Raw genomic sequence first — 16,289 nt, 5'->3', positions numbered from 1 at the left:
GAAAGGTCCGGGCAATGTTTCGCTCCTTCCGCGAGACCGGACGGATAGGGTTCGCTGCGGAAACGCACGGGTCGGACGGTCTCCCGTTTCCCTGCGGACGAATATCGAGCGGAGAAATTCGGGAGATTTTTGTTTGATTACTTAAGACAAATAGGAGGCTGCACACGATGCTGCACAATCAGGGACTCGGATTCGGATTATCGACGGCGCCGCTGATGACAAGCGGGAAGACCCGTTCGATCAGCGCGGAAAACCCGCGGGGAGAGGTCGGCGCCGGTGGCAAGGAGGCTAGCCATCTTGGCGTCGCCCGGAAGGGCCGCCCGTGCATCACGCTGCCGAAGGGAGCGACGGTCACGCTGATGGAGACGGACGGCCCCGGCGTTATCCAGCATTTCTGGATTACCGTAACCGACCGGACCGACAAAGGGTATTTCGTCCTTCGCGATCTCGTGCTGCGCATGTATTGGGACGGCGAAGAGACGCCTTCCGTGGAAGTCCCGCTGGGGGACTTTTTCTGCAACGGCTTCGGCACCCGCTGTCTGGTCAATTCCTTGCCGATTGTCGTCAATCCGACGGGAGGCATGAACTGCTATTTTCCGATGCCGTTTCGCCAATCGGCCAAAATCACCGTCGAAAATCAGCATGCGGCCGATATCGGGGGATTTTTCTATCAATTCAGCTATACCTTGGTCGATCAGCTTCCGGAGGAGGCCGGCTACTTCCACGCGCAATGGAGACGGGAGAACCTGACGACGGAAGGCAAGGATTACACGATTCTGGACAACGTGAAAGGCAAGGGGCAGTACGTCGGCACCTACTTGGCCTGGGCAGCTCTGGAGCGTTACTGGTGGGGCGAAGGCGAAATTAAATTTTACATGGACGGAGACGAGGACTGGCCGACGATCTGCGGCACGGGAACGGAAGACTATTTCGGCGGAGCCTGGTGCTTCTACGAGAAAAGGGATGGAAAAACCGTAGAGGTGCCTTACAACACGCCGTATTTGGGCTATCCTTTCTACTCCAAGACGGATCAAACGCGCGCCGAGCAGTTCGGGGAGGACGCCGTTCCGATGCACGGGCTGTACCGCTGGCACCTGATGGACCCGATCCGGTTCGAGGAGGAGCTTAAAGTCACGATCCAGCAGATCGGCCATAACAGCCGGGATTTGTTCGAACGGACCGACGACGTCTCCTCTGTGGCCTACTGGTACCAGGCGGAGCCGCATGCTCCGTTCCCGGTACTGCCGCCGGCCGAAAGACGTTGGCCGAGATAACGGCCGGCGGAAGGGTGTCGACAAGCCACTTGCTCCCCGACATCAAGCGGAAATAACGATTCGATTCGACCGGTCGCGAAGCACACCCGGCGGCGCCTGTTGGCGTTCGCGGGTGTGCTTTTTATCGTCCGGGCCAACGGATGGAATGGACGCGTCGATTCGCTGCGCTGCTTGCAAAGATGAGGTATAATGAATGCGGGATAAGAGAGGTGAGAATCGCTGACTTGCGAAGCTCCTGCGCCTGCGGAAAAAGCAAGGCGACCGGATGCCGGAAGAAAAATCTTAGAGTCTGAGCGAAGGGCGGATAAGAGATGGGGACAAGGCTTTTTCAAGGATCGAAGTCGGAGACGAACGGTTCTCGCGCGCGCGGGAACGCGCAGGGGGCCTCCTCCGCGTCGCACGGCTTGCCGGCGGATCGGCTGCTGGCCCTGCAAGCGTCGATTGGCAATCAGGCGGCGATGGGCATGATGGAACAGGGTTCCTCCGGGCTTCCGGACAACTTGAGGAGCGGGATCGAGAAATTATCCGGCTATTCCATGGACGATGTGAAGGTGCACTACAATTCCGATAAGCCGGCTCAGCTTAACGCTCTTGCGTACGCGCAAGGGAGCGATATTCACATGGCTTCCGGCCAAGAGCAGCATTTGCCTCACGAGGCTTGGCACGTCGTTCAGCAGAGCGAAGGCCGGGTCGAACCTCATATGTGACCGGCAGTCCGCCGCCGGACGAAACGGCCGTCAGGGAGAAGGTGTCCTTGACGTTTTTTTATTTTTGCCCGGGTTTTCGTCGTTGAAGAGAGCGTGAACGGCACGCATGGCAATTTGGGTTAAACATCCCGCCTCATCTGTTAAAGATCCTCGAGCCAACGTCTACTAAAATAAATGTAAGCGCTGTATTAACGGAGGGGGAGTCCGATGTTCTATTCCATTCGAACGCAGCTGATCGCCATGATCGTCCTGCTCATCGTTCCGTTTGTGCTGATGGGCTACTTTTTCTGGAATCAGGCGGCTGCCGCATTGAGGGACTCCATCGAGACGACGACGGTGCAGACGATGAACCAGTACGCCGATTTCGTGGAGAGCGCGACGTCTCAGGTGCTGAATACGGCTAACCAGATTTTACGGAACGACGCGACGCAGAGCTGGATTGGTTCGCGAATCGAGGCGGCAAGCCCGTCCGAGGCGATTCAAATGAACATCAAGATGAGAAAATATTTCGACGCCGTGCTGAGCAACACCCCGGCGGTGTTCTCGGTCAACTTGTTTTACGGGGAATGGGATCTATGGAATCTGGACGGGGAAGAGTACCTCGGCACCGACTGGTACAAGGATTACCGGAACGAAGGCGCGCGATGGTCGTCCGCCCATTCCGACGATCGGCAGAACGGCACCTATCAGAACAGCGAGAGGGTGAACGCCCTCGTCTACCCGCTGTCCGATCTGCTGAACCTGCGGGAGGCCGGCGTGCTGAAGCTCAACATGAAAACCGCCTCGCTCCAGGAGCCGCTGGACAGGCTGACGCTGGGCAAGACGGGCAAGGTGTTTCTCCTTGACGTCAAGGGCGCTCCCGTTCTCGATCAGCATGCGGAGGAAATTCCGTCCGAGCTGCTCGCGCGGATTCGCTCTCCGGACTGGAAGGGGCGTCCGGGCACGCAAGTCTACCGGGACGGAGAACGCAGCGCCATCTATTTCTACCAGCAGATGGAGACGACCGGCTGGATCGTGGCGGGGACGGTATCGGAGAAGGAGCTGTTTCTGGAAATCACCCGGGCGAGGCACAACGTCATTCTCGTCGCCGCCCTGTTGTTCATCGTGGCCGTGTCGCTGGCGTTCTGGTTTTCGTCGGGCATCGCCAACCCGATCACGCGCATAGTGCGTTCGATGCGGTTCGTCGAGGAGGGCGATTTTCTGAAGGGAAACGCGGTCATGGCGCCGAGCAGAAGCAGGCAGAACGAGATCGGATTTCTGACGGTCAATTACTTGAAGATGGTGCAGCGCTTGAAGACCTACATCGAGACCGAATTCGCGCAAAACCTGAGGAGGCGCAACGCGGAGTACAAAGCGCTGCTGCTGCAGATCAACCCCCACTTCCTGAACAACACGCTGGAGGTGATCTCCTCGCTCGCCGCCCAAGGGCGCAGCGAGCATATCGAGCAGGTGGTGAGCAACCTCAGTCTGATGCTGCGCTCCTCGTTGCGGACGGACACCGAGCTCATCTCCGCAGTCGAAGAGCTCCGTATGATCCGCGCCTATACCTCCATTCTCTCCGTCTGCTACGGGAGCCGCGTCCGGTTCGAGATCGCGGACGACTCCGTTGCCGAACAGGTGCGGATGCCGAAGCTGCTGCTCCAGCCGCTCATCGAGAATGCGGTCAAATTCAGCGTCGGGCTCGTCGAGGTCGCGGTCGTCTCCATTCGCATACGCGAAACGGAGGAGGAGCTCGTCACCGTCGTCCGGGATAACGGCGTGGGCATGCCGGAGGAGGCGCTGAGGGATTTGCGGGCGGCGGCCGAATTGAAGGTGCCGCAGGACGTGCTGGACATTGGCGAGAAAGGGATCGGCTTCAAGAACGTGATTGCGAGAGGGAGAATGCACTACGGCTCCCGATTCGTCGTCGACATTCGCAGCGCTCCGGGCCAAGGCACCGAAATTACGATGACTATCCCAATCCAGAGGTGATCCGAGATGTATAACGTCATGGTCGTCGACGATTCTGCCGAGATCCGAACGGGCCTGAGGCTGAAGCTGGACTGGCGGGAATACGGCTTCGAAGTATCGTCCGAAGCGGCGAACGGCGCCGAGGCTTTGTCTTTGCTGGCGGACCGGAGAGTGCCGATCGTCATTACGGACATCCGCATGCCGGTCATGGACGGACTCGAGCTGCTGCAGCAGTGCGCGCTTCGCTTCCCCGAGACGAAGACGGTCGTCCTCTCCGGCTACGACGACTTCCCGCTCGTTCAGACCGCCATTCGCAAAGGCGCCAAGGACTATTTGCTGAAACCTGTCGTCAAGACGGAGCTTGCCTCCACTCTGCTGAAATTAAAGAGGGAACTGGACGACGAGAGGGAGCGGCTGCTGGCGAGAATCGTCCGCGAGGAGCCGCTGCCGGCCGAAGCCGCGGCGATGATGGCCGCATACGGCATGCCCGAATGGTCGCAGGAGAACCGCCCCGTCGTTTTCGCGACCTCAGAGCTGCGTATTCCTCCCGGCCGCCTGTCCGGCAGCGGCGCGTACGGGGCCTCCTTCAAGGAGGCTTACCGGCTGCTCGCGCGGGAAGTCGTCTCCCAATGGGAAGGCCGCATCGTTGCCTTCGCGGACGTTAATCTACCGGATCGGGTTCATTATATCGCTTCATCCGCAGCGTCGCCGGAGGAGGAGGGGGAGTCTCTGCTCTCCCGGTTTGCGGCGGATTTGAAGGAGAAGGTCGTTCGCTTCTTGCGGCTTGAGGTGGTGGTAGGCATCGGTCATCCCGTGCTCGGACCGGCGGAGTGGAAGGCGGGACTGGAGGCGAGCCTGCTCGCATTAAGCCGAAGCAGGCCGGAGCGGGTGTCGCAGACGGTGTTCGAAGGGACCGGAGGAAAGGAAGAAGGGCCGTCGCCCGCGCTGCTCAAGCAGTTCGTCCTGGCGATCGGGCAGGCTGACGAAGGCGGCGCCTTACGGGCGCTGGAGGCCATCTCCGAAGCGGGCGAGCAGGCGTCGGTGCAAGCCTTCTCCTTGTTCCTCATCCAGCTGTGCCTGGCGCTCGACGAAACCGTGCGCGAGCACGGGCTGAAGGAGCTTGACCTGCAGCGGATGCTGTGGCCGTACATCAATTCCGCCTGGGGGTGCGAGGCGCTGGACCGAATCGTCGGCAATATCCGCGATGTCTCCCTGCAGGCGATCGCGTCGTTGAAGCGTCACAGGGGCAGGGGAGGGGCGGAGGAGACGATCGAGGCGATCCGCGGCTATATGCACGGTCATTACGCGGAGGAGCTGTCGCTGTCCGCCATCGCCGAACGATACCATTACAACGTCGCCTACCTGTCGGATCTTTTTCGCAAGCTCACCGGCTGCACCTTCAGCGATTATTTGCTGCGCATCCGCATGGAGCACGCCTCGCGTCTATTGCGGGAAAGCGAGCTCAAGATCGCGAGCGTCGCCGAGCTGACCGGCTTCTCCAGCCCCGCTTACTTCAGCAACGTGTTCAAAAGCTACTACGGCGCAGGCCCCAACGAATACCGCAAGCGAGCCGCCGATCCTTCCTGAGCGAAGTCCAAAAATATTGCATCCCATCGTCCAAAACGGCTGTATGTAGCCGCGACAGCCGCCGTGCTATCCTGAATTCGCAGTCATCAATCTGATCTAAAGGCGGGATAACATGCTTAGGTTGCGAAGAACCATGACCGCGCTGCTGATCGTTTGCCTCGGCCTCGCGCTGCTGTCGGCCTGCTCGACGAAGCGGGCGGGAGAAGAAAGCCCTGGCGCGGGCGCCGCAAGCCCGGGAGCGAGCGCGGAACCAAACAAAGGGGACGGCAAGAAAGTAGAAATCCGGTATTGGAGGCACGACTTCGCTCCCGAGGTCCAGGCTCTCCAGAAAATGATCCAATCGTTCGAGGCGGAAAATCCGAATATCAAAGTCAAGATGGAGGTCATTCCTTACGGCGATTACGAAACGAAGATTCGCACGGCTCTGGCCGCGGGCAACGCGCCGGACGTGATCGGCCTGGACGGTCCGACGCTGGCCGCCTACGCCCATCAAGGCGCGGTCATTCCGCTTGACGCGTACTTCGAGGCCGACGGGAACAAGGAGGACATTGCGGCTCCCGTTCTGGCCAGTCTGACGTACAAGAACCAGATTTTCGCCGCTCCGCTTAACGATGCGAGCATCGGAATGTTTTACAACAAGAAACTGTTCGAGAAGAACGGCATCGAGCTGCCCTCCAAGGATCCGAACCAGGCGTGGACCTGGGAGCAAGTGCTGCAGGCGGCGCAGAAAATCAACGATCCGGCCAACAAAGTGTACGGCATCGATCCGGGCTGGGGACTGGGCGAAGGGGAAGGCTCGACGTTCGTCAAGCTGCCCTTCATCTGGCAGGCCGGCGGAGAGATTCTCAGCCCGGACGGAACCGAAGTGAAGGGCTATCTCGATTCTCCCGAATCGAAGCGGGCTTTGTCCTTCTTCTCCTCGCTGTACAACGAATACAAGGTCGCGCCGAAGGAAATTCCGCCGGAAGCGTTCGAGACCGGCAAGCTGGGCATCGTCGTTAACGGCCCTTGGGCGATCTCGGGCTTCGCGACCTCGCATCCGGACTTCAAGCTGGGCGAAGACTGGGATATTGCGCCGCTTTGGAAGGACGCCAAGCAGGTCACGCCCAACGGAAGCTGGAACATGGCGATCACGAAGGACTCCAAGCAGCCCGATGCGGCATGGAAGTTCGTCAACTGGGTAACCGGCGTCGAAGGCGCGAAGTTCTGGTACCAGGAGACGAAAAATTTGCCGGCGCGCCTGTCCACGGCAAGCGCGATCCCCGAGCTGACCGAGTATCCGATGAACATTTTCGTGGAGCAATCCAGCAAGTTCGCCCATCCGAGACCGGTTACTCCGGCCTACCCGGTCATTACGACGGCTGTCTCCAAGCTGTTCGCCGATCTCGGCGTCGCCGGGCGCAATGTCGACGAAGCGGTCGCGGAAGCGGTAGCCGCCATCGACAAGGCGCTGGAGAAGTACCGGTAACACAGGACCGGCAACGGAAGGGCTGACCCAAGGGACAAGGCAAATCGGATCATCGAATGTGTCTTTTCGATCAGCCCTCCGCCATACGGAGAGGGGCGATGAGCATGAGAGCGAATTCCGCATTCGGCAAGCAGGAGGAGCGCGCGGCCTGGCTGTTCGTGCTGCCGGCGGCGGTCAGCCTGGCGCTGTTCACGTTCTACCCGATGCTGAACGCACTGACGATCAGCTTTAAGGAATACAGCCTGATCAATCCCGAAGCCGTTTTCGTCGGGCTGGCGAACTACAGCGGCCTGCTGTCCGATCCGAAGTTTATCAACAGTCTGCTTCATTCGTTTCATTTCGCGCTCGTCGTCATTCCCGTGCAGACGATGCTCGCGCTTGGGCTGGCTCTGCTGGTCTACCGCAGCTCGTGGGTGACCGGCCTGTTCCGAACGATTTATTTTATGCCGGTCGTCATTGCCATAGGCGTGGCCTCGACGCTGTTCAAGCTGATCTACAACCAGGACTACGGGCTGCTGAACAGCCTGCTCGGCTTCTTCGGGGCGGGGCCGGTGTCGTTCCTGTCCGACCCGGGCCTGGCGCTGTACGGCATTATGCTGCTCGGCATCTGGAAGTCGGCGGGCTTCTTCATGATCATTTTCGTGGCGGGACTGAACGGCATTCCGAACGATCTGTACGAGGCGGCGGAGGTGGACGGGGCGACCCGGACGCAGAAGTTTTTCAAAATCACGCTGCCGCTCTTAAGAAGAACGCTGACGTTTGTCATCATCATTACGACGATGGACGCCTTGAAAATTTTCGTTCCGGTCGCGCTCGTCACGGGCGGAGGTCCGGCGGATTCGACGACGACGGCCGTCTATTACATTTACAAAATCGCCTTCCAGCAGATGGAGATGGGCTACGGAACGGCTGCCGCATTTATTCTGTTCGTCATCGTCATGTGCATTTCCGTCGTGCAGCTGCGCCTGTTAAAAACGGACGTGGAATATTGAGGAGTGGATCGGCTTTGGAACGCATAGGACATCTTTTGAAATGGATCGTCATGATCGCGGTCGCCCTGATCTCGCTGCTTCCGATTTTCTGGATGATCATGGGGGCGTTCAGGCCGCGCCAGGAGCTGTTTCAATACGTCTCGCTCGAGTGGCATCTGTTCGTCCCCGTCGAATGGACGCTGCAAAACTTCATCGACCTGTTCGGCGATTCGACCAAGCCGCTGGGCAGATTCATCAACAATACGCTGCTGGTCGCCGTCTCGGTGACGCTGCTGTCCCTGCTGTTCAACTCGATGGCCGCTTTCGCGTTTTCCAAGCTCCGGTTTCGCGGCCGCGGCGTCGTCTTTGCGGTGTTCCTCTCCGCGCTCGTCATCCCCGGGGAGGTGACGATGGTGCCGACCTATTTGCTCGTGCACGCCTTCGGCTGGATCGACAGCTTTAAGGCGCTCATCGTCCCGGCCGCAGTATCGGTGTTCAGCATTTTCCTGCTGGTGCAGTTTTTCGCGGACGTGCCCAGGGAGCTGCTGGAGGCGGGCAAAATCGATGGCGCTTCATGGCCGGGCATCTATGCGAAAATCGTGCTCCCGTCAATGGTGCCGGCACTGATTACGATGGGGCTCATTACGTTTCTCGGGCAGTGGGACGCTTATCTGTGGCCGCTGATCGTCATTAACGACGAGAGCAAGCAGATGCTGCAGGTCGCCATCGCGACCTTCACCAACCTGCAGGCGACGGAATGGGGGAAAATCTTGGCCGCGGACACGGTGGCTTCCGTTCCGATCCTGATCCTGTTCTTGTTCCTGCAAAAATATTACGTGCAATCCATAGTGAACTCGGGGATTAAAGGCTGAGCCTCCCGGGAAGGAAGGAGCATCGGATGTGCAACCGGTTCACGAGTTGGTACTGTTGGACCCGGCGTTCAAGAAATGTATCGGGACTATAACCTGCGATTGGCTGGGCGGCGTGCGGCCCGACATCGAAGTCACTTACCCCCGGGCGGGGACGGCCAAAGTCCGCATCGGATTCGCGCTCGCTGATGAGGTGCGGCAGGACGATTGGCGGATCGAGCTGCGACCGTCGTTCGCGCCGTCGTTTCATTGGGCTCCCCATCTCGCTCCGACGGACCGGCACGTCATCGACCAGCACGTTTTCCGCGCCCCGGCGCTGATCGTGCACGACGGCTCGCGCAAGCTGACGGTCATCCCCGATCTGGACGCGCTGGCGGCCGCGGGAGCGGGCGGCGGCCCGGAGGAGCCGCGGTGGTATATGGACCTGGACGCTCCGAACAACCGCCTTGCGCTGGGCATGTGCCGCACGTCGGTGCGGGAGCATGTGCTGTTCGTGCGCGAGCCGGGCGCCGTATTCCCGAAGGGGCGCATGGAGTTTGGGTTTTACGTGCTGGCGTCCGAAGAGGCGGAAGGAATCGCCAATCCGTGGCGCGACGCGCTGGCGTTCGGCTGGGAGCGCTGGGGGCGTCCACTGCTGGAGAGGCAGGATGGAGGACGGTTGGACGTCTACGTGGAGCGCGCTTACCGGTGGGCGTTCCGGGAATGGGCCCCGGCCGTATGGCAGGCCTTCACGATTGACGGCAAGGAGGTCGGGGCTCCGGCGTTTATCGTCAACGTGACGCAGAGTCCGAACTACCCGGGGCCGTATCGCCAGAGAGAGACGCTTTCCGTATGGAATCAGGCGTGGTTCAGCTCCCTTCGCTCGGCGCACGGCTTGTATCGCTACGCGCGGCTGACCGGCCAGCCGGAGTATGAGGAACGGGCTAATCGGATGAAGGAGCTGGCGCTGGCGGCGCCGCAGACGGGAGGCTTCTTCCCTGCGGTCGCGGCGACGGAGACGGAGCAGGTCGAGATCGGCGGAGAGTCGTGCCGCCGTTCCAAGGGCTGGTCGACGCTGTATTGGGGCAACTCCGACCGCAACCCGTTCGGGCTCGGTCTTCGCGAGGCTCCGCTCCACGTGCTCGACATGAGCTGGACCGCTCTGCTGATGCTGCGCTGGCACGAGGAGTTGGAGCGCGACGAGCGGCTGCTGGCGTACGCCCGAGCTTACGGGGAAGCTTTGCTGAAGCTGCAGGACGAACGGGGGTATTTCCCCGGCTGGATCGATAAAACGGATTTCCGGCCGTGCGGCGTGCTCGATCAGTCTCCGGAGACTTCGCTTTCGGTCACTTTTTTGCTTAAGCTTCATGAGGGGACGGGGGAATCGAAATACGCCGAGGCGGCGTGCCGGGCGCTGGATGCGGTATGCGCGGAGATCGTGCCGGAGGGCCGCTGGGAGGACTTCGAGACGTACTGGTCCTGCAGCCGGTGGGGACAGGAAGGGCACGGGCGCAAAATCGAGCGAAACAACCTGTACAAGCAGTGCAATTTCTCCATGTTCTGGACGGCCGAAGCGCTGCTGGAAGGATACCGGACGACGGGCAGGGAGGCGTACCTGCGTCTCGGACGCCGCTGCCTGGATGAAATGCTGATGACCCAGGCGGTGTGGCAGCCGCCGTACATTCACGTGCCGGCGCTCGGCGGCTTCGGCGTCATGAACGGGGACGGGGAATGGAACGACGCCAGGCAGAGCCTGTTCGCCGAACTGATCGTCCAGTACGGCATGGAGCTCGATGAGGACGAGTACAAGGAGCGGGGGAGGGCGGCGCTGCTCGCTTCGTTCGCGCTCATGTACTGCCCCGAGAACGAAGCGGTAAAGACGAGATGGGAGCAGGCGTGGCCTTTCCTGAACGAAAGGGATTACGGCTTTATGATGGAAAACTACGGACACGGCGGAAGAACGAGCCCGACGGACGATCCGATGGGCGAATTCACGATCTTCGATTGGGGCAACGGCGCGGCCGCCGAAGGCTATCTGCGGATGCGGGAGCGGTTCGGGGAAGCGTTCTTGGCCGGAGAATCCAAGACGAGAGGCGGATGAACGGATGGCGAGAAGAAGCATGAAGTGGCTGCTGGCGGCCGCGCTTGCGCTGCTGGCGGCAATGCCGTCCGCCGGGCCGGCAGGCGCGGTAACCCCCTCGAACGTGACGAAAGTCGCGCGCGTGACCGGCGCGACGCCCGCAGGAGAGGCGCTGCCGAACCCGAACCAGACGCATTCCAATTACAAGGTGGAAGGTACGGATTTGGGCGTCATGTGGGACAAGGGCGGCGGGGAAGTTTTCGTGGCGTTCGGAGATACGTTCGGCCCCGGCTGGTGCGGCGACGGCGGCTGCGGCGCCGGATGGAGGAGCAACGTGCTGGCGAAGTCCGCGGATGCGAACTTGGCGGACGGGCTGACGTTCTCCACGATGATTCAGGATACGCCGGGGCACGCCAAGGAAATTTTATCGTCCAAGAAAATCAACAACGACGAGATCACCGTCATTCCGACGGCGGGAGTCACGGTCGGAACCCGACACTACATCCACTACATGTCCGTTCATCATTGGGGAGACCCGGGCATGTGGCATACGAACTATTCCGGTATCGCGTATTCGGACGACGACGGGCAGACCTGGACGAAGCATCCGACCGCGAGATGGCAGAACAACGCGGCCTGGAGCAGCAAGTTCCAGATGGCCGCGTTCGTCAAAAACGGCGGCTACGTCTACATGTACGCGACGCCGAACGGAAGGTTCGGCAGCATCTATCTGGCCAGGGTGCCGGAAGCCGACATGCTGAACATCGGCTCCTACCGGTATTGGGACGGCAACGCCTGGAGCGTCTCCGAGTCGTCGGCCGCGCCGGTCGCGATCGGGATTGCCGGAGAAATGTCGGTCGTCTACAACACGCATTTCAACCGGTATATCATGGCGTATCTGAATCCCTATACGGAGGCGCTGGTCATGAGGGACGCGCCAGCTCCGACGGGACCCTGGAGCGGGGAAAAAATCATTTTGCGCGGCAGCGATTATCCGGGCATGTACGGCTCGTTTATCCATCCGTGGTCGAACGGCGGAACGGAGCTTTATTTTCTGATGTCGGAATGGGGGCCTTACAATACGTTTCTGATGAAGGCGGATTTGAGCGCGGACGCCTTCGGCGCGAATATGGTCTCCGAGCCGGGCTTCGAGACCCAGGCGGAGACGACGCATATGGCTCCCTGGTACTTGCAGGGGCACGGGGGAATCGACCGGGGGCTCGGCTTTGCGAGAACCGGACAGAACAACGGGTTCGTCCGCTACAACAGCGGTTGGAACGCTTTGAAGCAGAGCGTCGCGGTTCAGCCTTATACCCAGTACACCTTAAAGGGCTGGATCCGGACGTCGGCCAACAACGACAGCGGCTATTTCGGGGCGCGCGGACCGCTGAACGGGCCGATCCGGAACGAAACCCGATTTTATGCCCTCGCGAACTATACGGAGCTTACCGTAACCTTCAATTCCGGCCCCGAATCGATCGTGGAAATCTACGCCGGAATGTGGGCCAGCGGGGATACGTGGATCCAACTGGACGATGTCAGCCTCGTGAAAAATTAGCGGCGTTTGCGGGCCGGGCTGCCGGCGTTCGTGCACGGGGGCCGGGGAGCTGTGCCGAGCGGAGAGGACGGAATGAGGCGGGTTGGCGGTGCGGAACAGAACCTAGGTTCCCCGTTTAGTCGCCCGGCCCCTTGGCGAAGCTTCGCGGACTTTGCCCGTACGCCCTCCGGAATAAAGCGGCGAAATGATTGTAGTTGTTGAAGCCCACGTCGAGAGAGGCTTCGGTAGCCGATCTGCCCATGTGGTGCATGAGCAGGGCGGCTTGCCGGAGCCTCATGCCGTTTAAATAGTCGAGAATCGGAGCGCCCATCTCTTGCTTGAACAAGTGCGACAGTCGGGAAGCGGACAGGCCGACCTCTGCGGCTACGCGGTCGATTCGGATGTCCTCCTGCATATTCTGCGATAGAAACTGCAGGGCTCGTTCGATGCGGGGGTCGAGGCGCTTCTCCAAGCGCTGGGCTACGAGCAGCAGCAATTCGCGGATCGCGTTCTCGAACAGCGCCTGCCAGTAAGCCGATCGCTCTCGGGAGTCTCGCAGCAGGCTGCGAAACGCGCGGAAAGCCCGTTTGCGCGTTTCACCCTCCGGAAGCTCGGCGACGACAACCTCATCGTCAGGTAAATAGCCGGTTTCCGGTAGTGTCCCGAAGTGTGCCCAGACGAAGTTCCACAACTGTCCCGGCATCGTTCCGTATTCATGCGGAATTCCGGAGCGCAGAATCGCGATTTGGCCGGCGGAGCAGCGCTTCTCTCCTGCCGGCGTGCGGAAATAACCCTCTCCGCCGAGCGTCATGGCGATGAGCCAGTCGCTTCTTCCTTCGGGTCTGCGGGTGACGTAGCGGTCGTTCTCGCGGAAGTGTCCGGCGAGCATGGGGCCGGTCGACGTATCGGCATCTTCCTCTAGACGTTTATTGCTCGGCATCGGCCATCTCCGTTCGATTGAGTTCGCAGCAGAATACAGGTACTTTACAGCAGCAATCTTACTTCATCCACGATACGAAAGCGGGTAAGCTGATGTCAAGAGCAACGATATTGCCGCCAAGGGAGCGATGGAGATGGGAACGAAGGGGAAGGCGTTGACCGACGAGCAGCTCGCTTTTTTCGAAAGGGAAGGTTATATCATCGTAAAAGGGTTGTTTTCCGAGGAGGAGTTGCGGGAGATCGACGCGACGTTCGAGGAGATGAGCAACAGGACCGTGCCCGGTTATTTCGAGCCGGTGCTGGACGGGGAGACCGCCGATCCGCTGAAGAGGTATCCGCGGGTCATGCACCCTCATCGGTTTAACGAGACAGCCAAACGGTACATGCTGCACGGCCCGGTGATGGAAGTATTGACCGATCTGTACGGAGAAGAGGCGCTGGCTGCGCAGAGCATGTTCTACTATAAGCCGCCGGGCTCGCGAGGCCAGGCGCTGCATCAGGACAACTTCTATCTCCAGGTGGAGCCGGGCAACTGCATCGCGGCTTGGACGGCCATCGACGCGGCGGATGAGGAGAACGGAGGGCTGCTTGTCGTGCCGAAGACGAGCGATTACGAGATTTCGTGCCCGGAGACAGCCGACTCGAACGAGTCGTTCACCACTCACTTTGTGAAGCCGCCTAGAGATCAGAAGGCGATTCCGGCAGTGATGGACCGAGGCGACGTGCTGTTCTTCAACGGCAATCTGATCCACGGCTCCTACCGGAACAAGACGAAGGATCGGTTCCGCCGCGCGTTCATCTGCCACTACGCCAATGCGTCGGCCACGCGCATCAACATGCACTATCGGCCGCTCTTCCGCGCCGACGGCACGGCCGTCGATCTCGAGCCGAACCCGGACGGCGGCCCGTGCGGCATCGAATTCGAGATGGCGTATCCTCATTAAAGCGCGTTCCAGTTCACCGGAGGCCAAGGCTCGTCTGGCGGGCTAATCTCCGGAGGACTCCCGCCGCCGGCGCAATAACGGTTCCGCAGACCGTTATCCCGCCAATTCCCCGCCGCCAGCCGCATTAACGGTCCCGCAGATCGCTAAAATCAAGAAAAAGGGGCCGCCATCCCGGCAGCCCACGCAGTCCCCGTTCGTTTACAGCACCTGGGCCAAAATGTCCTCCTTAAACTGCTGGACAGCCTCGTCGGTATCGATCGTGTAGCCGCACTCCAGGCCGACGAAGCCGGAGAAGCCGGTGTCCTTGATGGCGCGCAAAATGTTGACGTAGTTCAGCTCGCCGGTGCCCGGCTGCTTGCGTCCCGGATTGTCGGCGATGTGATAGTGGTTGATGCGGTCGATGTAGCCGGTCGCGTTGCGGATGACGTTGCCCTCGGTAATCTGCTGATGGTAGACGTCGAACACGAGCTTGACGTTCGGGCTGCCGACCTGGTCGATGACGTCGACCGATTCGTCGGAGCGCTGCAGGAAGTGGCCGGCATGGTCGACGAGCCCGTTCAGCGGTTCGACCTCCAGCACGATGCCGGCTTCCTCGAACAGAGGCGCGCAGCGCTTCAGCGTCTCCACCATCGTCTGCCGCTGCGTATCCCTCGGCACGCCGTCCAGCACGTTGCCCGTCTGGGAGATGACCGAGCGGACGCCGAGAATGCGGCACGCCTCGATCGTCTGGCGAACGCCCTCCAGATAAGCGTCGCGCAGCGACTCGTCCACCAGACTGATGAACTTCGTGCAAGTGGCGCTGAGTCCGACGCCGATGCGCTCCTGTTCCGCCGCCAGCTTCTTCAGATCGCCGAGCTCCCACCAAGCGTAATATTCCAGCCCTTGGAATCCGTGCTCTTTTACTTTTTCCAGATGATAGACGACGTCCTTCCCTTGATAAGCCCCGATGCACAGCGAAAATTTCATGTCAATTCAAACTCCTCTCTACTCTCTTCTGATGTGCGAACCGTTCAGCTCAGCTTGACCGGTTGTCCCGACAAAGCCGATTCGTTCGCAGCGATCGTAATTTCGTGCGTTTTCAGCGAATCTTCGTAGTCGGACAGAATGCGCGAAGCGTCGCCGGTACGCAGGGCGTGGAGGAAGGCTTCGTCCTCGACGAGGTAAGGGTTGGCGACGTTCGGGTGAACGGTCGTTCCTTCGGCGGCGATCTGCTTGAGTCCGTCGCTTCTCAGCTCCAGGACGCCGCTGCCGGTGTAGACGTCCAGCCCGACGTGATGACCGACCGGCAGCAGGCACGTATTCGAGATCGTCGCGACCATGCCGTTCGCCAGCTTCAGCGTCACGGTGCCGACGTCCGGCACGTCGGTGCCTTCGACCTTCTCTCCCATGACCCTCAGCGCGTAGGCGGCGTACACCTCCTGCACCTCGCCGCACACATAGCGGAGCAAGTCGACGATGTGCGTCGTCTGCTCGACGAACTGTCCGCCGGACCCGGCCTGCACTCTCCACCACGGAACCATCGGCATGCCGCCCATCCAGTAGCCAAGCGCCATGCCGGGCATGCTGTCCGCCAGCAGCTTCTTGGCGAGCGCCGCAGATTCATTATACCGCCAATGGTAGCCGACGGAGGTGATCAAATTGCGCTGTTTGATTTTAGCGCCGATTGCGCTCGGAATGTCCCGATCGATCCCGAGAGGCTTTTCCACCAGGAAAGGGATGCCGCGCTCGACGAGCCGCTCCTCCGCTTCTCCGTGGGCCATCGGAGGAACGCAGACGTATACGCCGTCCAATCGGGAGCCGTCCAGCATATCGTCCAGCTTTGAATACGCTTTCGCGCCGGCGTGCTCGGATGCGGCTTTTTGCGCCCGCTCGAGGTCGACGTCGCAGAAGGCCGCCAGTTCGACGCCTTCCATCTGCACCAAATTGCGAATGTGGTGATGGGCAATGCCTCCGGTTCCGATGAAACCTAGCTTTAGCGTCATGC

Annotated in this window: 13 protein-coding genes; 10 read left to right on the top strand and 3 right to left on the bottom strand. The window is 60.5% G+C overall.

The window, feature by feature from the left end:
• The first annotated feature begins 167 nt into the window (after nucleotides 1-167).
• The 9 genes from ACFO3S_RS23185 to ACFO3S_RS23145 all read left to right on the top strand — a co-directional run bounded on the left by ACFO3S_RS23185 (nucleotide 168) and on the right by ACFO3S_RS23145 (nucleotide 12,443).
• A complete protein-coding gene (locus ACFO3S_RS23185) occupies nucleotides 168-1,274 on the top strand; it encodes a glycoside hydrolase family 172 protein (protein WP_378100902.1) in 1,107 nt (368 codons plus the stop codon).
• 311 nt (nucleotides 1,275-1,585) lie between these two features.
• Nucleotides 1,586-1,981 (top strand): eCIS core domain-containing protein, encoded by a 396-nt coding sequence (locus ACFO3S_RS23180; protein WP_378100900.1) that lies wholly within the window; start codon nucleotides 1,586-1,588, stop codon nucleotides 1,979-1,981.
• Between the two features lie 207 nt (nucleotides 1,982-2,188).
• The gene (locus ACFO3S_RS23175) at nucleotides 2,189-3,952 is read left to right on the top strand and encodes a cache domain-containing sensor histidine kinase (RefSeq protein ID WP_378100898.1); all 1,764 of its coding nucleotides are present in this window, start codon (nucleotides 2,189-2,191) and stop codon (nucleotides 3,950-3,952) included.
• A 6-nt stretch (nucleotides 3,953-3,958) separates the two neighbouring features.
• Nucleotides 3,959-5,518 carry a response regulator transcription factor gene (locus ACFO3S_RS23170; protein WP_378100896.1) on the top strand — a complete coding sequence of 520 codons (1,560 nt, stop codon included), beginning with the start codon at nucleotides 3,959-3,961 and terminating at the stop codon, nucleotides 5,516-5,518.
• A gap of 112 nt (nucleotides 5,519-5,630) precedes the next feature.
• On the top strand, nucleotides 5,631-6,986 hold the full coding sequence (locus tag ACFO3S_RS23165; protein WP_378100894.1) for an ABC transporter substrate-binding protein: 1,356 nt from the start codon (nucleotides 5,631-5,633) through the stop codon (nucleotides 6,984-6,986).
• A gap of 104 nt (nucleotides 6,987-7,090) precedes the next feature.
• A complete protein-coding gene (locus ACFO3S_RS23160; protein ID WP_378100892.1) occupies nucleotides 7,091-7,978 on the top strand; it encodes a carbohydrate ABC transporter permease in 888 nt (295 codons plus the stop codon).
• A gap of 14 nt (nucleotides 7,979-7,992) precedes the next feature.
• Nucleotides 7,993-8,829, top strand: a complete 837-nt coding sequence (locus tag ACFO3S_RS23155) for a carbohydrate ABC transporter permease (RefSeq protein WP_378100890.1) — start codon at nucleotides 7,993-7,995, stop codon at nucleotides 8,827-8,829.
• Nucleotides 8,830-8,857: 28 nt separating this feature from the next.
• The gene (locus ACFO3S_RS23150; protein WP_378100888.1) at nucleotides 8,858-10,906 is read left to right on the top strand and encodes a hypothetical protein; all 2,049 of its coding nucleotides are present in this window, start codon (nucleotides 8,858-8,860) and stop codon (nucleotides 10,904-10,906) included.
• A 4-nt stretch (nucleotides 10,907-10,910) separates the two neighbouring features.
• Nucleotides 10,911-12,443: a DUF4185 domain-containing protein gene (locus ACFO3S_RS23145; RefSeq protein ID WP_378100886.1), complete on the top strand. Its 1,533-nt coding sequence runs from the start codon at nucleotides 10,911-10,913 to the stop codon at nucleotides 12,441-12,443.
• Between the two features lie 115 nt (nucleotides 12,444-12,558).
• Here ACFO3S_RS23145 and ACFO3S_RS23140 read toward each other — a convergent pair whose 3' ends face one another.
• The gene (locus ACFO3S_RS23140; RefSeq protein WP_378100884.1) at nucleotides 12,559-13,362 is read right to left on the bottom strand and encodes a helix-turn-helix domain-containing protein; all 804 of its coding nucleotides are present in this window, start codon (nucleotides 13,360-13,362) and stop codon (nucleotides 12,559-12,561) included.
• Between the two features lie 133 nt (nucleotides 13,363-13,495).
• On the opposite strand from ACFO3S_RS23140, the gene ACFO3S_RS23135 reads away from it, so the two are divergent.
• The gene (locus ACFO3S_RS23135; RefSeq protein WP_378100882.1) at nucleotides 13,496-14,305 is read left to right on the top strand and encodes a phytanoyl-CoA dioxygenase family protein; all 810 of its coding nucleotides are present in this window, start codon (nucleotides 13,496-13,498) and stop codon (nucleotides 14,303-14,305) included.
• Between the two features lie 198 nt (nucleotides 14,306-14,503).
• Here ACFO3S_RS23135 and ACFO3S_RS23130 read toward each other — a convergent pair whose 3' ends face one another.
• Complete coding sequence (locus tag ACFO3S_RS23130; protein ID WP_378100880.1) at nucleotides 14,504-15,271, bottom strand: hydroxypyruvate isomerase family protein; 768 nt, start codon at nucleotides 15,269-15,271, stop codon at nucleotides 14,504-14,506.
• Nucleotides 15,272-15,315: 44 nt separating this feature from the next.
• A complete protein-coding gene (locus ACFO3S_RS23125; protein ID WP_378100878.1) occupies nucleotides 15,316-16,287 on the bottom strand; it encodes a Gfo/Idh/MocA family protein in 972 nt (323 codons plus the stop codon).
• Nucleotides 16,288-16,289: the final 2 nt, after the last annotated feature.

This window comes from Cohnella hongkongensis (assembly GCF_042654645.1).
GTDB classification, from domain to species: domain Bacteria; phylum Bacillota; class Bacilli; order Paenibacillales; family Paenibacillaceae; genus Cohnella; species Cohnella hongkongensis.
This window is presented reverse-complemented; position numbering and strand designations above follow the sequence as displayed.

Excerpts from the sequence above, each read along its gene's own strand:
- ACFO3S_RS23185 (WP_378100902.1), top strand. The coding sequence starts at position 168 with ATGCTGCACAATCAGGGACTCGGATTCGGATTATCGACGGCGCCGCTG.
- ACFO3S_RS23180 (WP_378100900.1), top strand. The coding sequence starts at position 1,586 with ATGGGGACAAGGCTTTTTCAAGGATCGAAGTCGGAGACGAACGGTTCT.
- ACFO3S_RS23175 (WP_378100898.1), top strand. The coding sequence starts at position 2,189 with ATGTTCTATTCCATTCGAACGCAGCTGATCGCCATGATCGTCCTGCTC.
- ACFO3S_RS23170 (WP_378100896.1), top strand. The coding sequence starts at position 3,959 with ATGTATAACGTCATGGTCGTCGACGATTCTGCCGAGATCCGAACGGGC.
- ACFO3S_RS23165 (WP_378100894.1), top strand. The coding sequence starts at position 5,631 with ATGCTTAGGTTGCGAAGAACCATGACCGCGCTGCTGATCGTTTGCCTC.
- ACFO3S_RS23160 (WP_378100892.1), top strand. The coding sequence starts at position 7,091 with ATGAGAGCGAATTCCGCATTCGGCAAGCAGGAGGAGCGCGCGGCCTGG.
- ACFO3S_RS23145 (WP_378100886.1), top strand. The coding sequence starts at position 10,911 with ATGGCGAGAAGAAGCATGAAGTGGCTGCTGGCGGCCGCGCTTGCGCTG.
- ACFO3S_RS23140 (WP_378100884.1), bottom strand. The coding sequence starts at position 13,362 with ATGCCGAGCAATAAACGTCTAGAGGAAGATGCCGATACGTCGACCGGC.
- ACFO3S_RS23135 (WP_378100882.1), top strand. The coding sequence starts at position 13,496 with ATGGGAACGAAGGGGAAGGCGTTGACCGACGAGCAGCTCGCTTTTTTC.
- ACFO3S_RS23130 (WP_378100880.1), bottom strand. The coding sequence starts at position 15,271 with ATGAAATTTTCGCTGTGCATCGGGGCTTATCAAGGGAAGGACGTCGTC.
- ACFO3S_RS23125 (WP_378100878.1), bottom strand. The coding sequence starts at position 16,287 with ATGACGCTAAAGCTAGGTTTCATCGGAACCGGAGGCATTGCCCATCAC.